Source organism: Fodinibius salsisoli (assembly GCF_026229185.1).
Classification (GTDB): domain Bacteria; phylum Bacteroidota; class Rhodothermia; order Balneolales; family Balneolaceae; genus Fodinibius; species Fodinibius salsisoli.
The window spans coordinates 85,315-105,957 of sequence record NZ_JAGGJA010000010.1 but is presented as its reverse complement, the minus strand read 5'-3'; the positions used below and the strand labels follow the sequence as shown (position 1 = coordinate 105,957).

At 43.8% G+C, this 20,643-nt stretch carries 17 protein-coding genes and 1 tRNA gene; 10 read left to right on the top strand and 8 right to left on the bottom strand.

Translation table 11 applies throughout. The features are described 5' to 3' along the window. Window positions 1–175: 175 nt before the first annotated feature. The 7 genes from J6I44_RS14810 to J6I44_RS14780 all read left to right on the top strand — a co-directional run bounded on the left by J6I44_RS14810 (window position 176) and on the right by J6I44_RS14780 (window position 5,751). Window positions 176–253, top strand: a tRNA-Val gene (locus J6I44_RS14810). A 450-nt stretch (window positions 254–703) separates the two neighbouring features. Continuing rightward, on the top strand, window positions 704–919 hold the full coding sequence (locus J6I44_RS14805) for a DUF433 domain-containing protein (RefSeq protein ID WP_265766930.1): 216 nt from the start codon (window positions 704–706) through the stop codon (window positions 917–919). Beyond that, complete coding sequence (locus J6I44_RS14800; protein WP_265766929.1) at window positions 916–1,248, top strand: DUF5615 family PIN-like protein; 333 nt, start codon at window positions 916–918, stop codon at window positions 1,246–1,248. Before J6I44_RS14805 ends, J6I44_RS14800 begins: the two co-directional genes overlap by 4 nt. Before the next feature lie 912 nt (window positions 1,249–2,160). After that, the gene (locus tag J6I44_RS14795) at window positions 2,161–3,390 is read left to right on the top strand and encodes a sensor histidine kinase (protein WP_265766928.1); all 1,230 of its coding nucleotides are present in this window, start codon (window positions 2,161–2,163) and stop codon (window positions 3,388–3,390) included. A gap of 206 nt (window positions 3,391–3,596) precedes the next feature. After that, window positions 3,597–4,691, top strand: coding sequence for a hypothetical protein (locus tag J6I44_RS14790; RefSeq protein WP_265766927.1), 1,095 nt, complete (start codon window positions 3,597–3,599; stop codon window positions 4,689–4,691). 82 nt (window positions 4,692–4,773) lie between these two features. Then, window positions 4,774–5,100 (top strand): nuclear transport factor 2-like protein, encoded by a 327-nt coding sequence (locus J6I44_RS14785; RefSeq protein WP_265766926.1) that lies wholly within the window; start codon window positions 4,774–4,776, stop codon window positions 5,098–5,100. A 141-nt stretch (window positions 5,101–5,241) separates the two neighbouring features. After that, complete coding sequence (locus tag J6I44_RS14780; RefSeq protein WP_265766925.1) at window positions 5,242–5,751, top strand: RipA family octameric membrane protein; 510 nt, start codon at window positions 5,242–5,244, stop codon at window positions 5,749–5,751. Between the two features lie 33 nt (window positions 5,752–5,784). Here J6I44_RS14780 and J6I44_RS14775 read toward each other — a convergent pair whose 3' ends face one another. The 3 genes from J6I44_RS14775 to J6I44_RS14765 are packed head-to-tail and all read right to left on the bottom strand — an operon-like array spanning window position 5,785 to window position 9,715. After that, window positions 5,785–6,828: a UDP-glucose--hexose-1-phosphate uridylyltransferase gene (locus J6I44_RS14775; protein WP_265766924.1), complete on the bottom strand. Its 1,044-nt coding sequence runs from the start codon at window positions 6,826–6,828 to the stop codon at window positions 5,785–5,787. A gap of 19 nt (window positions 6,829–6,847) precedes the next feature. Beyond that, complete coding sequence (locus J6I44_RS14770; protein WP_265766923.1) at window positions 6,848–8,044, bottom strand: galactokinase; 1,197 nt, start codon at window positions 8,042–8,044, stop codon at window positions 6,848–6,850. Between the two features lie 33 nt (window positions 8,045–8,077). After that, a complete protein-coding gene (locus J6I44_RS14765) occupies window positions 8,078–9,715 on the bottom strand; it encodes a sodium/sugar symporter (RefSeq protein ID WP_265766922.1) in 1,638 nt (545 codons plus the stop codon). 252 nt (window positions 9,716–9,967) lie between these two features. Between J6I44_RS14765 and dgoD the strand changes: the two genes are divergently transcribed. Genes dgoD through J6I44_RS14750 form a run of 3 tightly spaced genes read left to right on the top strand, consistent with a single transcriptional unit; the run spans window position 9,968 to window position 13,473 of the window. Next, the gene (gene dgoD, locus J6I44_RS14760; RefSeq protein ID WP_350356712.1) at window positions 9,968–11,122 is read left to right on the top strand and encodes a galactonate dehydratase; all 1,155 of its coding nucleotides are present in this window, start codon (window positions 9,968–9,970) and stop codon (window positions 11,120–11,122) included. Beyond that, window positions 11,116–12,099: a 2-dehydro-3-deoxygalactonokinase gene (locus J6I44_RS14755; protein WP_265766920.1), complete on the top strand. Its 984-nt coding sequence runs from the start codon at window positions 11,116–11,118 to the stop codon at window positions 12,097–12,099. Before dgoD ends, J6I44_RS14755 begins: the two co-directional genes overlap by 7 nt. Window positions 12,100–12,102: 3 nt before the next feature. Then, window positions 12,103–13,473 (top strand): GntP family permease, encoded by a 1,371-nt coding sequence (locus J6I44_RS14750; protein WP_265766919.1) that lies wholly within the window; start codon window positions 12,103–12,105, stop codon window positions 13,471–13,473. A 9-nt stretch (window positions 13,474–13,482) separates the two neighbouring features. Here the strand turns inward: J6I44_RS14750 and eda are convergent, their stop codons facing one another. The 5 genes from eda to J6I44_RS14725 form a co-directional block, all read right to left on the bottom strand. Next, window positions 13,483–14,112, bottom strand: a complete 630-nt coding sequence (eda, locus tag J6I44_RS14745) for a bifunctional 4-hydroxy-2-oxoglutarate aldolase/2-dehydro-3-deoxy-phosphogluconate aldolase (RefSeq protein WP_265766918.1) — start codon at window positions 14,110–14,112, stop codon at window positions 13,483–13,485. Window positions 14,113–14,119: 7 nt separating this feature from the next. Next, complete coding sequence (locus J6I44_RS14740; protein ID WP_265766917.1) at window positions 14,120–15,178, bottom strand: aldose epimerase family protein; 1,059 nt, start codon at window positions 15,176–15,178, stop codon at window positions 14,120–14,122. Between the two features lie 133 nt (window positions 15,179–15,311). Further along, window positions 15,312–16,463 (bottom strand): cellulase family glycosylhydrolase, encoded by a 1,152-nt coding sequence (locus J6I44_RS14735; protein ID WP_265766916.1) that lies wholly within the window; start codon window positions 16,461–16,463, stop codon window positions 15,312–15,314. 21 nt (window positions 16,464–16,484) lie between these two features. Further along, on the bottom strand, window positions 16,485–18,068 hold the full coding sequence (locus tag J6I44_RS14730) for a family 43 glycosylhydrolase (RefSeq protein ID WP_265766915.1): 1,584 nt from the start codon (window positions 18,066–18,068) through the stop codon (window positions 16,485–16,487). Window positions 18,069–18,135: 67 nt separating this feature from the next. Continuing rightward, on the bottom strand, window positions 18,136–20,625 hold the full coding sequence (locus J6I44_RS14725) for a glutaminase family protein (RefSeq protein ID WP_265766914.1): 2,490 nt from the start codon (window positions 20,623–20,625) through the stop codon (window positions 18,136–18,138). Window positions 20,626–20,643: the final 18 nt, after the last annotated feature.

Below are 20,643 nucleotides of genomic sequence, written 5' to 3'. Positions count from 1 at the left end.
CGTAATTTATACAAACCCAAAAATACAAAACCTGTGCTACAGCTGAAAGCAAAAAGGAGCAAATCTTTCATCGCGGCTTCTAATGCAGATAAGTGTAATAATTGTTTGCTAAATTGCCGTAAAGATACCTATATTAGCCGCTCTTGTTATTTGTGGATTTAAGACAAATAATTTTGGGTGCTTAGCTCAGTTGGTTTAGAGCGCTACCCCGACAAGGTAGAGGTCACTGGTTCGAATCCAGTAGCACCCACCACGTAATAAAAGCCTTAGCTCGTGATGAGTTCGGGCTTTTTCATTTTCTCCCTTCCTCTTCCCAACTTATCTGTATGTATCTCCCTCCATTTAAACACATAACATCTGTTATGTATCGACATTATCTGTATTGTCTATTCCCCCAGAGTACAACATAGCATTCTATTTTTCAGCTTCTTCTTGGGGCAGTCTTAACACCGTCAAAAATCTGCATCGCAGTAATTTAGCTTTCCAAAAATCCTAATTCCCGGTTTGTCTTGGCCAGACGGGGCTCATGTCATTCGTTTCTCGCTGAGTATCTTTCCTTCGTTAGTTGCTAATTCAACAACACGCCGCACGCCGATTATACACAAATCGTTAGGGCAACTGCTAAACTTTTCAAGAAATTTCTAAATGACTTAGTCGTTGCTTATCTTGATAAAAGTAAATTCCTTAACTCTTATTCTAAGTTATGAGTCTTTCTAATAAACTCATTGAACAACGAAAAGATATTCTTGGTGGAACTCCTGTATTTAAAGGAACAAGGGTTCCTGTTAAAACTTTTATAGAATATTTAGAAGCTGATCATACGGTTCAGGAATTTTTAGAAGATTATCCTACCGTTTCCCGTCAACAAGCTATTGAAGTACTTGAATCCTTTAAAAATCAGCTTCTTCAGCCCCAATGATTAAGATTCTATTGGACGAATGCCTTCCTAAGAAATTGAAATACAGAGTTGAAGAATTAGATCCTGATTTTGATGTAACTACAGTCCCGGAGATGAATTGGGCCGGTGCAAAAGATGGACCTTTGTTATCAAAAGCTGAAAAGGATTTTGATATTTTTATAACAAGTGATCGGAATTTGAGTTTCCAGCAACCTATTCAAAATTCTGAAATACATGTGTTTCTTCTTATAGCACCTACAAATATTTATGAAGATCTTCTGCCTTTAATTGAAAAGTTGGAACCAGTTATTAAAAATTACGAGTCGGGGCAATTTAGTAAAATCAAATAGGCAGTTGTCCCTAACCCGCCTTTAGATTACCTCTAAGAAAATTACTACTTACTTTGGTGGTATAACCGCTACTGGACCCGCCGGGGTGCCACTGCGTGGCCTCCCGACCCGTCGGGAGATTCCATGGGGCAGTTTATGTGCAATATCGTTAGCCTGCTTACTTTAAATTCAAAAACACTCAACCAATTTGTCCTTTACATTTTTTCAAATTAAACGGGAGGCGTTAGCTGAATTCATCAATGATTTTTTTATAACTATTGGTATTGATCCTTTAGTGGTGTGGGATTCATCGTAATGATGTTGGTAATTGTAATGTTAAGGGGTAAAGAATTTATCAAGAGCAGGAAAAAGAAAACAGAATATGGTATTGGTACTTTAATTTCTGATATAGTTACCATATTTATTACTGCTTTTCTTGTTTATTTGTGCTTTAAAACAAGATGAAATCAAATAAATGATCTAGTCTCTAAAATGACTTGAGAGCAGGGTAACCAGCGCTCTAAGGGGTCCCTCCCTCGTTCAAACACAGTAGTCCATATAGCAACCGTTTGTCACCAGTTTATTCTTATTAGTGCGATTACCGGCCTTTTTTTTAATTGAATTTATCCTTCCCAAACAGGTAATTAAAGATAGAGGCATAAAGTTTCGGTACTTTTTTATATTTTTATAATAGTCTAGGTAACGCGTTTAGCGGTTGAAACTAGCTTTCTTGTCATCCTGTCCCGAATGCTCGGGATCAGGATCTCCTAAAGTTGGGGGCTGTTGATATGAGCTGACAGTAGATCATCGTTGGCTACCACCGTTCCGATGCATCGGGAGATTGGGGGCAAGATGACAAGAGGGATAAATGTCGGTTATTTGCCACAAATTCAAACCCCTAAACAGGTTATATTAATTTTGGGAGGAGGTTATATGCCAAGTAAGCAGCCAGGATTGCCCAAAAAGAAAGGAGAAATAAGAAGGCTTATCCATGAAAAAGATTGGTCACAAAACCCTTTGGGACCTATAAAAGATTGGCCTTCCACCCTGTCTGATATCGTCAATATCATCCTGGAAATCGACTTTCCTATCGTGATAGGGTGGGGAAAAAACTTAATCAGTATTTATAATAATGCCTACCGTCCCCTGCTGGGCAAAAAGCCAGAATCACTCGGCCGCCCCTTCCTGGATATTTGGTCTGAAGCCCGCGATACCATCGAGCCCCAGATTAATCGTGCTTTAAATGGGAAATCTGACTTCTATGGTAGTGCTGAGTTTATACTCTTGCGCAATGAAAATCCTGAAAAGGCATGGTTTGATTATACATTTAGCCCGATTAGGGATTCTGAAGGCAATGTCAGGGGAATAATCAATATCGCTATTGAAGTAACCTCAAGGGTCCAGACTCAAAAAAAGCTAAAAAAAATGAATAAGATCCTTGATAGAAAGGTTAAAGAACGGACCTCCAAGCTGGAAGAATATAAAGATCAACTTCAAGCACTAACCTATCAATTAAATAGTACCAAAGAAAAGGAACGCAATGACATTGCCAGGTTTCTTCACGACCATGTGGGACAATTGTTAGATTTAAGTATTATCAAACTGGATCAATTAAAGAATTCGGCTCACAAAGATGACGTTTTAGGAAAAATCAGTGATATAAAGGAGGTATTGCTTATGGCCAATAAGAATACCCGAAATTTCGTAAATGAGCTGAAGCCTCCGCCCTTATATATAAATGAAAATATTGCGGACCTGTTAAAATGGCTGGCCCAAAAGATGGAAAAATATGAATTGGAAATTACCGTGGAGGATGATAGCCAACAGAAGCCAGTTAGTGAAGAAACCCATAAAGTTTTATATGAGAGTGTCAGGGAATTATGCTTTAACATTATCAAGCATACCGATGTAGTTGAAGCCTCAATAAAACTTAAAAGAGCAGATAACCATATTCTAATAATCGTAAGAGATACCGGAAAGGGTTTTAATTATAAGCGAGAAAAGAACACACTAATAAAAAAAGGAGGCTTTGGACTGTTTAATATTCGAGAACGCATGAAAATGCTTGGTGGGAATCTGGAAATTATATCTCAACCGGGAAAAGGAACCAAAGCTCTGCTCACTGCCCCGCTAAAGTATAGCTCTAAATCTATTTATGAGTAGTTGGGTAAAATGTTAAACTCAGCTAAATAATAGGGCCTTGAGTTTTGATGTGCCCACTCACTCTGCTATGCAAAGACTCGGTGTGCAGGCCAGAAGTAATAATGTCAACCCAGGGTAAAAAAACACATAAAGGTTTCTGCAACTAATCTTCTATTGAAAGAGGAACGTCTGGTTTACCGGAAAACAATAACTGAGGGAGGTAAGATATGGATCAGCAAGTGATCATTTATATACATGGCATATCTCCGGATGAAAATCTGGCAACGATAGCTAAGGTAATTGATGGTGAAGATCTAAGAGAAATTCAGGATCCTCAACGCAAAATGGAGCTCTCCCATAGGAAAGAGTATGAAGCTCTGCAATCAGGGGTTAAACGATACTTACGAAAGGAAAATAAGCAAGAAGAGTGGGATAAAGCTGAGCATTGTTTTACAGAATGGGGTTGGGAGTATCAGGAATCTGATGCTCAAAATCTCGGTGCGAGTCACCGATTAAAAGACGCTCAGCACTATTTGGGACAGCGGGTCATCAAAGCCATTACGGACAGTTATTGGTTTACCTTATTACCCCAAAAAGCGATCCGAAAGTTAGCGCTGTATGGGCTGGCCGATGCTTTTTACTATATCTCTTCGGATGGAAGAAAGTCCATCAGGGCAAGAATTTACCACCTTATAGGCAACCGTTTAGGAAACCTGTTAAGTGACCCTGACAGCACCATTACTATAACCATTATTGGTCACAGTGCCGGATCCGTCGTAGCATTTGACTTGGTCAACTATCTATTCACCGAGGATAAGCTATCCATGACAGAGTTATTGGAGGAAGCAAATGCACTCGAAAAAAATATATCCGAACTCAGGAAACTTCGTGAACAGCATGAAATGCCATTTACCAAAGGAGATGCCGCCTTAGAAGATACACTCTCATTTGTTAAAAGCTTGATAACGCTTAAATCAATTAAAGAAGATAACCGACTAACATTACGCCGCTTAATTACAATGGGATCTCCCATTGCCATGATGGCTCTCCGAAGCGATAAAAGAATTAGGGATTTAGCATACGGCAACAGAATTCCCTTGGATTCCCTCGGGTTGACAGCCAATGGCAAAAATTCCGAGGCTCCCCTCTGGGTAAATATGTGGAATAAATATGATCCAATTTCATTTCCGGTGGAGCCAATGGTAGAAGAAAGTCCCAATGTAAAAGATTATCACTTGCGAACGGCCTGGAATCCCCTGAATAGTCATACAAACTATTGGCATTCAAAAAATGTGCACCGCCTGCTTGCCCGGTTATGGTAACGTAAAGATACAGCTGATACTTAATTCCCTGGAAAGGATTGTTTATAGCTTGTACTCAAATATCAAAACAAAGGAGGACAATATGAAATACAGGCAAATCATTCGTCAGTATTATCAATCCTATAAAGAGACTGACAAAGAAGCATTAAAAGAAACGTTAACTACGGATCTAACTCATATTAGTGATTGGGCTACCTATACCGACAGGGATGAAATGATTGAAGAAATTTGGCCTTCGGTCGGGCAAAGCTGGGCTACAGACCTGCAAATATTTGGTGCCCATCCCGAGTTTATGGTACGCTATAAGGTGGTGAGTGAAGAAAATCCGGCTCGAAATATGGCTGAATTTCTGCGATTCAAAGATGAAAAGATCACTGAGATCGAAGTATTTACGGGACGTGAGCTATAAAAAAATGAACAGCTTGCCTCACCAGCTCGAAATTGGTAAGCTACTACTTATGAAAGATGGGGCTCTAAAAGCCATTGGCTCAGATATCTGGATTCGGGAGATATCATAAGAAGAAGCAAAATTATCTATAAAAACACAGTAATGATGGGATATGAAGATTTCTTGATTGAGGATTATAAGTTAAAAGTAAACTACCTTACCTCCCATTTCAGCAGAATGTGGACACGATTTAACTTTTTTCTTACGGTCCAGACGGGCATATTTGGTTTTTGGGGATATTTACTATTTGATGCGAATAACCAAAATGCTGAATTGAGTATTATTCCCACTGTACTCGGGCTTTTCATTTCCTTGCTATGGTTTTTTGTTGGAGCCCAAGACCGCGCATTAGTAAAAGGATACAGAGATGACATCAAATTTATCGCTGAAAAAATCGCCCAAATTGATGACCGCCTTTGGTGGTATAAAGATAGCTACGTAGGCTCTGCCTATAGCGAAAAGCAACAAAAAGCTTCTTATCACGGCTTATTTTCCTGGTACTATAAACCAACAAGTATTACAAAGCTGGCTGCCATAATCCCCTTCTTTCTTAGCTTATTTTGGATAGTTTTAGGCGCTATTACTTTCCCTTATTGGAGAGTTCTTTTTTAACTCAAATAATAGCTTCCGGGTTAAAAAGAGCCCTCATTTAACTTTATAGTGGATACCCGAAACCTCTCGAATAAGCTGTGCGCTGGACTCCGGCGTTATATCCCTTTGCGGGTTCCCCAGCATCTCGTAGCCCACCCGGAACTTCTTGACCGTAGCTGATCGTAACAGTGGTGGATAGAAATGCATATGGAAATGCCATTCCGGATGCTTCTCCCCATCGGTGGGCGCCGGATGAAAGCCCGCTGAATAGGGAAATGAGACCTCAAAAATATTGTCATACCGAACCGTAATCTGCTTAATGATATCCGCCAACGCCTCTTTTTCTTCTTCAGTCATGTCGGTAAAGCGTGCAAAGGGGCGGCGACTTACCAGCAGCGTTTCAAAAGGCCAAAAGGCCCAGTATGGCACCAATACCACAAAATGATCATTAGCAGCCACCACACGTTCTTCACGGTCCAATTCAAGCTTCAAATAGTCACTAAGCAATGTTTGTCCATGCTGCTCGTAATAGTCCTTCTGCTGCTTTAACTCTTTGGCCGACTCACCGGGAATGGTTTCTTGTGCCCATATTTGTCCGTGTGGATGCGGATTGCTGCACCCCATGATCTCACCTTTATTCTCAAAAATCTGCACGTAGTTGATGTAGTCACGAACTCCCAGTTCAGCATATTCCCTGGTCCAAAGATCTACTACCTCCCGTATTTGCGAAAGCTCCATCTCCGGGAGGGTCAAGTTGTGATGGGGCGAGAAACAGATCACACGGCAAATACCTCTCTCCCCTTTGGCTATCAACAGGTCATTAGTATTTTGCGATTCTGGAGGCACATCCGGCTTCAGTGAACTGAAATCGTTCGTAAAAACAAATGTTGAATCATAGTCGGGATTTTGTGCATCCCCGGCCCGGTCATTGCCCGGACACAGGTAACAATCAGGATCATATTGGGGCTTTTCGCTACCCGAACTCTCTTCCTCTTTGCCCTGCCATGGACGCTTGGCCCGGTGCGGTGAAACCTGGATCCATTCTCCTGTCAGTGGATTATAGCGGCGGTGCGGATGATTCGATAAATCTAACGACATGAACTATAGACTCTTAAAATTAGCTTGAAGTTTGGGCATTAATGCTGACTTCGGAATTATGAATAAGATGCGTCCCCCCTGCTACCTTCATCTGGTAGATCTTTACTTTTTGCCCCAATTTTTCCAGATACTGCTCAGATACCTCTGAAATAAAATGATCCAGATTCTGCTCCTTAACCAAATTGATTGTACATCCACCAAAACCTCCTCCCATCATACGGCAGCCAAATACGCCTTCTATCTTCCAGGCAATATCTACTAGGGCATCCAGCTCATCACAGCTGACTTCATATTCATAGCGAAGTCCGGCATGGGATTGATACATGCGCTGGCCAAATGACAGGATATCATTCTTATCCAAATCATTACAGGCCTGTAGTACCCGCTTATTTTCTTCGACTACAAACTTACAGCGCCGAAAAACGGTCTCATCCAAATCCGACTCATGGGCCAGCAGAAATTCTAATTCTACATCACGAAGACTTTGAATATCAGGATCAAAGTTCTGTAAAACCGATACCCCTTTTTCGCACTGCGAGCGTCGGACATTGTACTCAGAGGAAGCCAACTCTCGTCGGACGCCCGTATCGCATAGTACAATACGGATATCATCCCGTTTAAAGGGATAAAACTCATACTCCAATGACCGGCAATCGAGCTTTAAAGCATAGCCTTCCTTTCCATTCAGGCTTACAAACTGATCCATGATACCACACTGCACACCCACAAATTCATTTTCAGCTTTTTGGGCGATCTGGGCCATCTCCGCAGGAGGTATTTCCAAATCATATAACTGGGCCAAGCCGAATAAAACACCGCCTTCGAGGGCCGCCGATGATGACATACCCGCTCCAATAGGTACATTACCCCCAAAAACACAATCAAAACCGCCTACCTCATAGCCATGCTTACGAAGTTGATCAACTACGCCCAGCAGGTAATTAGGCCATTCTTTATCTGATTTTTTAATTTCACTTGAGATATCAGCTTTATAAAGCTGTTCTTTATCAGTGGCATAAATTCTTGCTGTCTGTGTATCATTGGCTGAAATGGCCAGAACAATACTCTTATCAACGGCTGCCGGCAGAACAAATCCTTCATTATAATCGGTGTGTTCTCCTATAAGGTTTACACGCCCCGGAGAATTAACCAGCAGATAGTTACCGGTAAAATGATTTTGAAATTCACTTTGTATCTCTTTGATCAACTGTTTCATCTAATCAAATCTAATTCTTCAATATTTTTTTACTTACCAAAATACCGCATACAGTACGGCCACCAACACCAGTATAATATATGAGCCGATGTTAAATGATGAACCCGTCTTAAACATTTCAGCAGTGGTATGAATAGCTTTGGGATCTTCATCATGCGGATTCGTCGTCAAGCTTACTCCGGCAATAATTACGATGGTCAGAATGAGCGTGTAGTACATCTGATCCAAAAATGGAAGACCAAGTGGTGCCAACTTAAGTGCCAATGCAATAACAATGGACGATAGCACCCCATAAATAGCTCCCTTGGTGGTTGTTTTCTTCCAAAACAGTCCCATTAGGAATACGGCTAAAATGCCCGGACTCACTAATCCGGTGTACTCCTGAATATACTGAAATACCTGCGGAACGGTCCGCAATTGCGGGGCCAGAAAAACAGCAACCAGCAGGGCTACCGTAGCCGTAATACGACCCATATTCACGGTCTGCTTATCAGTAGCATCTTCATTAATATACGGAAGATAAATATCCATTGTGAATATTGTGGCTACCGAGTTAAGCATCGAAGCCAGTGATGAGACAATGGCCGCTGCAAGCGCTGCTACTACTAAACCCAGGAATCCAGGCGTTAAGAATACCTTCATGAGCCATGGATAAGCGTTATCGTACTCGATACTTCCATCCGGATTCTTAAATACATCAATGATTCCGGGAATTTGAGCGGTACCCTCTGGCTGTGCATAGAGCACATAAACGATAATTCCGGGAATAACGACGATCAGTGGGATGATAATTTTCAGAAAAGCAGCAAAGATAATTCCCTTTTGAGACTCTTTAAGTGATTTTGCAGCCAAGGTCCGTTGGATAATGTACTGGTTGAATCCCCAATAGTAGAGATTCGCCACCCACATACCACCAATAAGTACCGCTATACCCGGTAAGTTGTTAAACTCCGGATTGGACCTGTTCAAAATCATGTTGAATTTATCGCCTGCCACCTCGTACAAATGACTAAAGCCGTTGAGAATACCTCCCTCGGGCGTAATATGATAGAGCGCTGCAAAGGTCGTTACCAGCCCACCTATCACCAGCAGCCCCACCTGCAATACATCGGTCCATGCCACTGCTGAAAGCCCACCGTACAATGAATAAGCAGCGGCAATTACTGCCAAGCCGACAAGAGCATAGACAAGCAGGCTCCCGTCTCCCGTTCCCATAATCGTATCTATTGCTTTTGCTCCCAGGAACATAACGGTGGTCAGGTTTACAAAAACAAACAATCCAATCCAGAAAACGGCTAAAATGGTTTTCAGTGTTGTGTTGAAACGCTGTTCAACGAATTCAGGTATGGTGTAAAGTTTCTTTTCAATGAAAATGGGCAGCAGATACTTTCCCACAATGATCAGCGTGATGGCAGCCATCCATTCGTACGAGGCAATGGCCAGGCCAACGGCAAAACCAGATCCGGACATCCCGATGATTTGCTCTGCCGAAATATTGGCGGCAATAAGCGAGGCACCTATGGCCCACCATGGCAATGATTTACCCGCTAAGAAATAGTCTTCAGCGGTCTTTTGATGTCCTTCCTTATCGCGGGAAACCCAAAGCCCAATCCCAATAATGAGCGCACAATAGAGGGAAAAGACGATGATATCGAGTGTAGTAAAAGCCATACGATTTAAAAAAATTTGCAGTCTTAATGTTTCGCTGTTAGCATTCGTAGAAGATCACAATTCGACAAGGTAATATTTATATATCGCAAAATTAATTTTTAGTCTATAAAACAAAAGACATATGTTATCGATAACATATGTCTTCCAATATACTATTCTTTTAGCTACTTTCAAGTGGCATTAAAAGATTTTTGCTCAAGGAGCATGCAATAATTATAATGTACCGAAATAAAATGGGAAAAAGTTTTTATGATGAGGAAAATTAAAGAGCTGCAACTATTTAAGCTCCCACCCCGGTGGTTGTTTTTGAAAATAACCACTTCGGATGGCATTGTTGGATGGGGCGAACCTATTGTGGAAGGTAAAGCTGATACCGTGGCTGCTGCGGTTAAAGAATTAGGCCAAAATTTAATCGGCCATGAAGCCGGCAATATTGAAGATATTTATCAAATGCTCTACCGGGGTAGTTTTTATAGAGGCGGCCCGGTTTTAATGAGTGCAATATCAGGTATAGAACAAGCACTGTGGGATATCAAGGGCAAAAGCCTGGACGTACCTGTTTATGAACTGCTCGGAGGTGCCGTTCGTGATAAAATGCAGGTTTATTCCTGGGTAGGTGGCGATAAACCTTCGGAATTGATTAATGCTATCCGCCAGCGTCAGGAAATGGGATTTCAGCATGTCAAGATGAATGCCGTGGGTAAAGTAAAGTGGCTGGAAACACCCCAGCAGATAGAAACCATCGTTCAAAAAATTGCTCACATTCGTGATGAAATAGGCTGGGATATAAGCATCGGTCTTGATTTTCATGGTCGCGTTCGAAAAGCCATGGCCAAAAGATTGGTAGCAGAATTAGATCCATTACAACCGATGTTCATCGAAGAGCCGGTCTTATCCGAAAACCTGGCGACGCTGGACGTATTGAGCCAGTATACCTCTGCTCCACTGGCAACAGGTGAACGGCTGTATGGGAGATCGGGCTTTAAACCTCTACTTGAAGGAGGATATGTGGATATCATCCAACCGGACTTAAGCCATGCCGGCGGTATCTGGGAAACGCGCAAAATAGCAGCTATGGCCGAAACCTATGATGTAGCCATTGCACCACACTGTCCGCTGGGCCCCATCAGCTTTGCCTCAGCATTACAACTGGATTTTTGCTCTCCCAATGCGTTAATCCAGGAGACTAGTCTCGGTATTCATTATCATGATGACAGTATGGACCTGCTGGATTACCTTGTTGATCCAGATATTTTTGAGGTTAAGGATGGGTATATAGAACGTAATGATCGCCCGGGACTGGGAATAGAGATTGATGAAAAAAAGGTAAAAAAAGCGGCTCAACAAAGCCACGATTGGCATAATCCAATCTGGCGCAATGAAGATGGATCTATAACAGAATGGTAGCCCCTGTCCTGGATAACGAAAACAAGCATAGCACCCGGCATTTCCTAAGCTGCGACTGGGGTACATCTTCTTTTCGTCTCAGGCTTGTCAATATAAATACCGGCAAAACTATTGCCCGTCTTTCTAATTCGTTCGGCATAAAAAAGATCCACGACCAGTGGTTAGAAGTTGAGAGTAATAGAATCGACTACTACCAGTCTTTTCTAAAGCAACAGATTGATGAATTGAAAAAAGAAAGTGGCCCAAATACAGACCGGTTGCCTCTGGTAATTTCTGGTATGGCCTCTTCCTCTATGGGCATCCAAGAGCTGCCCTACAGCAATCTGCCATTTCAGTTGGATTATCCTAATCTACATATCAAAACTCTTGAATCGACCTCTCAGTTTCCATATAGAACGTATCTTGTATCCGGTTTATGCACCCAATCTGATGTAATGCGCGGAGAAGAGACTGAACTTGTGGGCCTCTTTGCAACTCTCGATATCGAAAGGGGATGCTATATACTGGCCGGCACTCATAGCAAACATGTCTGGGTTAAAGATAAAGCCGTGACCGACTTCAAAACATATATGACCGGCGAGCTTTTTGATTTACTATTGTCCAAGAGCATCCTCTCCCAATCGGTCAAACAACATTCTAAAACAGATCCCGGCCCGGCATTTACAAAAGGTGTTAACGCTTGTTCTAATGAGAATTTGCTCCACAATCTTTTTTCTATCAGAGCCCATGATATCCTTAACCAAACCAACCCGACTGATAGCATCGATTACCTAAGTGGCCTACTCATTGGCACCGAACTTAAGGACCTCGATCAAAAACAAATAGGGACTATTGTACTTGCGGGCAACCAAAGGCTGCAGAAATATTATGCAAAGGCTTTAGATTTTCTAAAGCTCCGTTATACGCAGGCCGACCCGTCGGTTTCAGATAACATTATTTCACGAGCCCACTCTATTATTTTAAACCAACAAAACTAAATTATGATAAGTCAGCCTATCTTCCTTCTTCTGATAACACTTATTGCTATTATCCTTCTTCTTGTACTGGTGATGAGGCTTAAAATTCATGCTTTCATCTCCTTGCTAATTGCCAGTGCCTTTGTGGGCTTAGGGGCCGGCATGGGCTTTGAAGAAGTGCTCAACAGTATTCAAGAAGGGATGGGCGGCATCCTGGGATTCATCGCCATCATTGTAGGCTTAGGCTCCATTATTGGAAAACTACTCGAGGTTTCCGGTGGTGCTGAAGCCCTGGCTCGAAATATCGTCCAAATATTTGGAGAAGAACGCACCTCCTGGGGACTTACCCTCACCGGTTTTATTATTTCCATACCCGTATTTTTGGATGTAGGGTTTATCATCCTAGTCCCCATTGTTTATGCATTAGCCCGAAAAGCCAATCGATCTACCCTCTTCTACGCCATTCCGCTTTTAGCAGGACTCGCCGTCACCCATGCATTCATCCCTCCCACCCCGGGGCCTACAGCCGTTGCAGAAATTATGGACGTTTCTCTTGGATGGGTCATCATTTTTGGATTTGCAACGGGCATTCCCGCCGCCATTTTAGCCGGACCTGTTTTTGGCCGATATATTGGTAATAAAATTGATGTTTCTCCTCCCGATTTTAGTGAAACTCCCGAAAGAAGCGGATCGGTGAGCGAACAGAAATGGGACTTCTTTATTATTCTCTTAGTGATTTTACTCCCTCTTCTCCTGATCGTCAATGCCACTATTTTTGATATCATGCAATCCAATCAGATAGTAGCAGAAAACTCGTTCTGGATCAATTTGATTCAATTTCTGGGGCACCCCTTTATTGCATTGATCATTGCAACGCTGGTAGCTGCTTATTTTCTGGGATACCGCAAAGGATTCTCCGGCAAAGAAGTGCTCAAGTTTTCTGATAAAGCCCTCGCACCGGCCGGCCTCATTATTTTGGTTACAGGTGCAGGTGGGGTTTTCAAAGAAATACTAATTGACAGTGGTGTCGGTGAGGCCCTGGCTCAAACGATCCTGGCGTACCAGGTCGCCCCTATTGTTTTAGCCTATGTGCTGGCGGTCATCATCCGGGTTACACAGGGATCAGCGACCGTTGCCATGGTTACCTCAGCAGGGATGGTGGCTCCCATTGTCAGTGAATTTGACCTCACTTCACCAGAAAAAGCCCTCATTGTAATCGCTATCGCCGCCGGAGCAAGTATCTTATCTCACGTTAATGACAGTGGCTTCTGGCTCGTCAATAAGTACTTGGGTCTTACCGAAAAGCAGACCCTTCAATCCTGGACGGTAATGGAAACTATTGTATCCTTAACAGGATTTGCCATGGCCCTGCTGCTCTACTATACGGTGGTTTGAATTACTTCTTCAATCAACATTCATAGCACTTATCGATTCCCGGACAACCTTCGTGATACTTTTAAACTCTCTATTCTGGATGAGGTTAGATGGACTTAGCCACGAACCACCCACAGCCAACACTGATTGGTGGTTTAAGTAAGCATTCATATTCTGGTGGGTTACCCCTCCCATCGGGATAAATTGTAAATCCGTATGCGCATAAGGACCTTCCAGTGCTTTTAGATAATTAGCCCCGCCCACACTCTTTATTGGAAAAACTTTTAACACTTTAAATCCAGCAGTAAAAGCTCTCTCTATTTCAGAGGGAGTCATCACACCCGGAATAAAGGGGAAATCCAATTCGATGGCCTTATCTGTTATGCTCGGGTTAAAACCAGGAGCTAGACCAAATTCCGCTCCGGCATTAGCCGCCGCCTTTAAATTTTTCACCGACAATATCGTGCCTGCCCCTATATGTATTTCCGGATACTCTTTTGCTATAACTGATATTGCAGTCGCTGCTGCTGGTGTTCGAAAGGTCACTTCCATGACGTTAAGATCGGCTTCCAGGTACGCTTCAGCCAGGTGCAGTGCGCACTCCGCGTCAGGGAGTGTAACGGCAGGCAGGAGTCGTTTCTTAAAAAAAGTGCTCAGCATAACGATATTATTGGCTTGTTAGAAATCTATAGACTGATAAAGAGTGGTATATTTCTCCCGGGCGTAACACGGTGGAAGGAAAATCTGGTTGATTTGGAGCATCCGGAAAGTGTTGTGGTTCCAGACAAAAAGCGGTCCGATGATTATAGGGATGGCCCTCTTTACCCGTGTCTGAACCGTCCAAAAAATTACCTCCATAAAACTGTATGGCAGGTTCTGTGGTCAGTATTTCCATCGTTCGTCCAGACTCCGGGTCTGTGACCTTGGCGGCCTGTGTTAACTGACCCCATCGCTCTTTATCTAACACAAAATTATGATCATATCCTTTGCCATAAGCTAACTGTGTATTCTCTTCTGACAATTGCTCCCCAATAGCTGTTGGCGCAATAAAATCAAAGGGAGTGCCTTCGACAGGGGCAATCTTCCCAGTGGGGATAAGGGTTGAATCAATGGGCGTATAGGAAGAGGCATTCAGCCTTAATTTATGATCATTGATGGTACCGCTTGCAGCTCCGCCCAAATTAAAGAAGGCATGATTCGTTAGGTTAACTATGGTAGCTTGATCGCTGACCGCAGTGTAGTCGATTTCCAGTGCATTATCTTCTGTTAACCTATACTGTACTTGGATCTGGAGATTCCCGGGATATCCTCCCTCCCCATCCTCCGAAGTGTACTGCAACACCAAATGGGTATCATCCAGCTGATTAGCTTCCCAAATTACGTTATGAAAACCATCAGGACCTCCATGCAAATGGTTGGATCCATCATTGATAGCCAGTTTATACTCTTTGCCATTTAATTTAAACTGGCCATCCGCTATACGATTTCCGTACTGTCCAATAAGAGCCCCATGATAAGTTTCATTGGCATTGAGGTAGCCTTCAATGCTATCAAAACCCAGTACGATATCCTCATACTTTCCTTCCGCATCCGGGGCCAGCCAGCTGACAATACGTCCCCCATAATTGGTGATAGCAACCTTCATTCCCTGTTCATTTTGCAGAATAAAGAGGTCAGTCTGTTTACCATTAGCGTGTGAACGAAAATCTGATTTTTCTACAGGCAAAGTTGTGTCGGATTTCTTGAAATTAATATTCGGCTTGCAGCTTATAAATAATACAAAAAATGCAGACAGGCTAATATACCGGATAAGGTGCAAGCCATGGGCAGATAATTTCTAAAATACTACATTGCATTTCCTATTCCACTGTATGCTCTTTAATCAAAGCTGTTTCGCTGCTGTCATAGGGCGTTCCATCGGCACGCAGAATATCGTGAAACCAAGGATTGGGTTCGGAGGTGTATTCCTTATCCCAGGAATCCCATGGATAAATGGTCTGTGTCTTTCCATTTACAAAACCCCAATTATAAGCTCCGACATTATGTTCCTTGAGGACGGGTAGCTCATTTTCGAAAGTGCTGCCACGCGGACGAGCCATGTATTCGGTACAAAACATGGGACGGTTATATCGCTTTAATGCTTCAATCCGCTCGCGCATTACCTTGGGACCTTCATAAGCATGAAAGGTAATGACGTCCGAATGCTCAAGCATGAATTTATCCATGGCTTTCAGGGAATCGGGATTACACCAATCCCCGTACCATAGACCAGAAGTAATAGGCTGAGTTGGATTGGCTTCCCGCGCCCACTTAAAGCTTTTTTTAAGAAGTTTCAGCGCCTGTTCTTTTTTATTATCCAACTCAATATCACCATAAGCCCGGTCATTGGTGTTGTCGGGTTCATTGAAGATATCCCAGATATAAACGCGCTCGTCATCCCCAAATTCAGTAAGCACGCCCTTCACATAATCTTCCAGGTAGCCCCACTTCGTAGTGTCACTGAGCACCTCTGCCCCCGGACTTTGAACCCATCCGGAGTTATGAACATGAGGAGTTGGTTCCGGTTGCTTCCCCCACTCCGGATTGGGATGCCAGACCCCATCCAGCAGTACAAACATAATACCGATATCGTGACTGTCGGCAATATCCAGAAACTGATCGATACGTTTGATAAAGCCTTCCTTATCGTTCTTCCAGGCCAGATCATGCAGGTAAACCCGCATGGTATTGAAACCCAGATCTTCTGCCCAGCCCAATTCCTGTTCGATAGTCTCGGGATCAAAGGTCTCAGCTTGCCACATCTCCAGCTGATTGATGGCCGTCCTGGGCGTATAATTAGCCCCGACAAGCCACCCTTTCTCTTCATACCACTGATTGGCCTTTTCAACTGACCATCGCTCGCCTGCCTCCTTTGGCTCCGGATCAGGTTTCTCTGTATCTGAGGACGAGCAAGCATACGCCAGACTCATCAACAGACTTACTGCTAATAGTTTTATACAAGATATTTTCATTTGTTTATCCCAATTCATCGGTTAATCTGTATTTGTTAAATTGAATTCTCTGATATTTACATAGACGGTTGAGTCGCCTTTGGCTACCATTCCAAATCGGAAACCCATACCCCAGGGAACCAATGGCGAAGCATCCACGCTATCGGCCAAAGAATCCCAGTTTTCTCCATCATTGATCTTAAAATTAAGTACATGTCCATCTGCGACCTGCATTTTTAAAGAAACGGTTGCTCTGGAATTTGGAATCTCCGCCTCACCTAATATTTCTGTTTCCCTATTAACGGTTCGCCAAACTTGTACGCCATTTTGATCTGTGGAAATCCCGATAGCGGCCACGGGGGCTCCAAAACTGTTATCCGCACCACCAACTAACGCAATCCCTCCTTTTGCATCCTCTCCAGTTTCCCTCAGACCTATGGTTGCTGAGATTTCATAGTTGAGTGATCGTGTAGGTTGTACTAATAAGGTCCCCAAATCTTGATTTACTCGCGAAGCGCGGACCATAAGCCCGCTTTCCCCCGTTTTATAATCGATATCCTGGGTAACACGCCACTGCCATAGCGGATCGAGCTCTTTTTGGAAGTCATCCGAAAAATCCCATGCTTCTCGACTCCGGCTGTACAGGGCATCATTATCAAAGGTCGGCCAGTTGTTTTCGGTCCATTGTATCTTCTCCAACACTGCTTCGCGTCCGACAAAAACACTGCCATCTTTGCTATAGGCATGATATAAGAAATAAAAATCATCTCCTTTGGGTACCACTGAACCATGCCCCAGGCATTTCCAGTCTTTGTTATCGGTTAACACAGGATTTTGATCATACTTTTCCCACGGACCCAATAATTTCTTGGATCGGGCGACCCCAGTTTTGTAATCACAAGCCACATCACAACAGGAACCCGCTGAGTAAGTGGCATAAAAATAATCTCCTTCTCTGAAGATACTGATGCCTTCTACCAAGTGACCTTCCCACGGAGCATCATTGCGGAATAACTCGGTCTTTTCACCAAGCAGTTCAGTCCGGTCTTCTGAAATCTGCTGTGCCCACATCGGCGTTGGCTTTCCCTGGCTATTGCCATCTTCCTTCCAGAGCATATACAGATTGCCCTCCTTATCCCGAGCCTCATAAGCATCAATAGAGCCCAGTTCTTGCGACACCAGCGGACCGTGATCGGTATAGCTTCCACCAGGATTTTCAGCGCTGGCTACCGCAACGCTTAGCCGACCGGTTTCTTTATCCCGCGCCGTATAATAGGCATACATTTTTTCCTGTTCTTTGTCATAAGACAGCTCCGGCGCCCAGAAATTTTTCTCCGCCCAGTCGGGTGCTCCATCCGGAAAGACATAGGTGACCAGCTCCCAGTTGACCAAATCTGTAGATTTGAAAATGGGAAACAGCGGCGACCATTCGTTGGATGTTGCCGACGCCCAGTAGGTATCTCCTACTTGTACCACTGTGGGATCTGGACGGTCGCCTGGCAATACCGGATTCGTTATTTGAGGACCTGGTTCTTTGGTCTGCTGTTCATTTCCACATCCAATTGTGAGAACAAACAAACCAAGGAGCAGTACATGTAATGATAGCCTGTAAGATGGTATTCTCATTTTAGAACTCTTTAATAAAAATTGATTCTTTAATTATAAACGTTGATTAGCAATTTTCAGCTTGGCTTTAATCATTTTTGAGCTTTTCCTCCAGCATTGGCAAAAAGTAACCACCAACTACCGATCGCGCCTGGAAACCTACCTGGGAGGCATCATCGGTTTCATACCAGTCGGTCATCGGCACCCGGTCAGAGGTAGTATTAAACGCCTTATACATCGGTTCAATAAACTTCAGAAAAGTATCCCGGTCCTCGGTAAGTGTAGCCGTCCACATAATCCAGTCGCTTTTGGTGTAGGTCGCCCGGTTATCCAGCGGCAGGCCAAACTCATTCTGTTGATCAAGATAAAAATCCACCTCTGTTTTGTTGATTTCATCCGGAAAGATATTTAGATCCAAGATATCATCCCACGCCAGGTTGTATTTTTGGCTCCATGTATTTGGCTTCCCAAAAGCCAGCATGTAGTGATCGCCGGCGTCAGCCATATCCATCCACTTTTGGGCCATCTCTTTAGCACGACTGGTAAATTTTTCTGCAAGATCATCTTTGCCCAGCATTTTGGCAAGACGTCCATACCCCGCTACTCCCAGAATCGCTTTAATTGAAAGATTCGCGTTGCGCGCTAAATGACCAGAAAAATCATCCGTTGAAAGCTGGTTCTTCGGATCCAAACCATTCTCCAATAGATAGTTAGCCCAAGTAGTCAGAGATTCCCAGTGTTTTTGGGCAAAAGCCGGGTCATCTTCGACAATGGCAATAGCGGTGGTTAAAATAAGCATATTCCCCGCCTCTTCAACCGGCATATCCTCGCCGTAGGTTTGTCCATTGGCAATGGGATAAGTACCAACATCATGGGCCGGAAACGGCTTGGTCCACCGCCCACTTTCGGTATAATAAAAGATAGGTCGGAGCATTCCCTTCAAGAGTTCCGGGTTGTAGTATAAAAATAGTGGTGCTGATGGATAGGTAACATCAACCGTACCGATAGATCCATTGCTGAAATTTTCCTTGCTAAAAAAGAGCGCCTCTCCACTTGGAGCGGCCACCAGCTTATGTGCGGATATCGATTGTCGGTATGCCAATTCCGTAAGCTCGGCATATTTTTCTCCGCCGGCTTTCCGGGCATCTTCAACGAGTTTCTCATCAAATTTCTGAGCTTGCTGCCACAACGACTCATACTCTTTTTCGGCTTCCTCAAGCATGGGTACGACCGAGGTCCCATCCTTCTTCCACCACGCCTGCAGTGGTGCCCCAAAATACTCCACGGAATAAATATCATCGTAGCCTATCAGGGCATGGCGACTTGCTCCCTGTTTATCAACAGATCCAAAATCGTACGCTACGCCCAATGATATTTGGTTTGCATTCACCGTTTGGGGCATCGGTTCAGTTTCAATGCCCTCCAGGTTACCCTCCTCGGAAAATTGGAATGACAGCTCTTGTGACGGTGCGATGCTGATTGTACTACTTGTCTCCCTGGGCGTTGCTAGATAAGAATACCCCCAATCGATGCGAACGCCATCGCCTTTGCGTCCCAATACCTGCTGCTTAGAAGTACCTATACGCATAACATCAAGACTTCTGGATGGCATGTGCTGCCAGACCACCTCCTGCTCTGTGGAGTTCACCGCCATATTTCCGCCGGTACTTAACATGACTTCCACTTCGTGTGGTTGGTTATCGGTAGACTGAACATCAAAGGTTATATAATTGACGGGCCGTGAGGCCAGATTCAGGTCATCCAGCAAAAAAGGAGCTGTAAAAGTGGTTGTTAGTTGAACAGGACCGGCATCAAAGGTATGAGTAGTTTGGGTAGCGTTGACCGTGGCAGACGTCTGCTTTGCTGCCGGAACAGATACTTTTGAGGGAATTTGCTCAACCAAACCGGCATCTAAATAAGCCCCGCCAGCCGTATTATCGCAGCGAATGGCCAAGATATTTTCTCCTTTTTTCAATGCTGCAATTGCCTCATCACGCAATTCAAAGACCTGGGGTTCGCCCACCCAACCTTCTGTCTCAAATCCTAATACTCCATTGATGTAGACCCGAACATTATCATCATGAAACATCTTGAGTTTGAGATTGCGGCTGTTGAGGCTATTCAAGTCATCAATATTGAATGTTCTCCGTACCCATATGCTTCCCTGCGACCACTCGTTGGCTGCGGACTCAAAGGTTCCGAAGGAGCCTGTTGCCGTTTGCCAGCTGGCATCGTCAAAACCTTCACCCTGCCAGCCGTCCGTAGGTTCATCGAAGGTAACATTCCAGAACCGATCACTTTTTACAAAAGGTACGACCGTACGGTAGGTAGGAATTTCTTCACCCAAAAAGGACATCGCCTCCCCATCAACGCGGATTATGCCCCGCAGGGAGTGTGGCCGTTCCGTCCAGTGCCGAGTAGGGCCATCGTATAGCGAATCCTGCATGGCCCAAACGCTGGTATAGGGATCAATCGTTATGAGTGGATATGCCGGCGGACGAAGCGGCTTATCCTGCTGTGCAAACGCTGTCTGTGCAGCCATGATAAGAGCTACAAATAGAAATGAAAATTTATACATAGACTATGGCTATTTCTA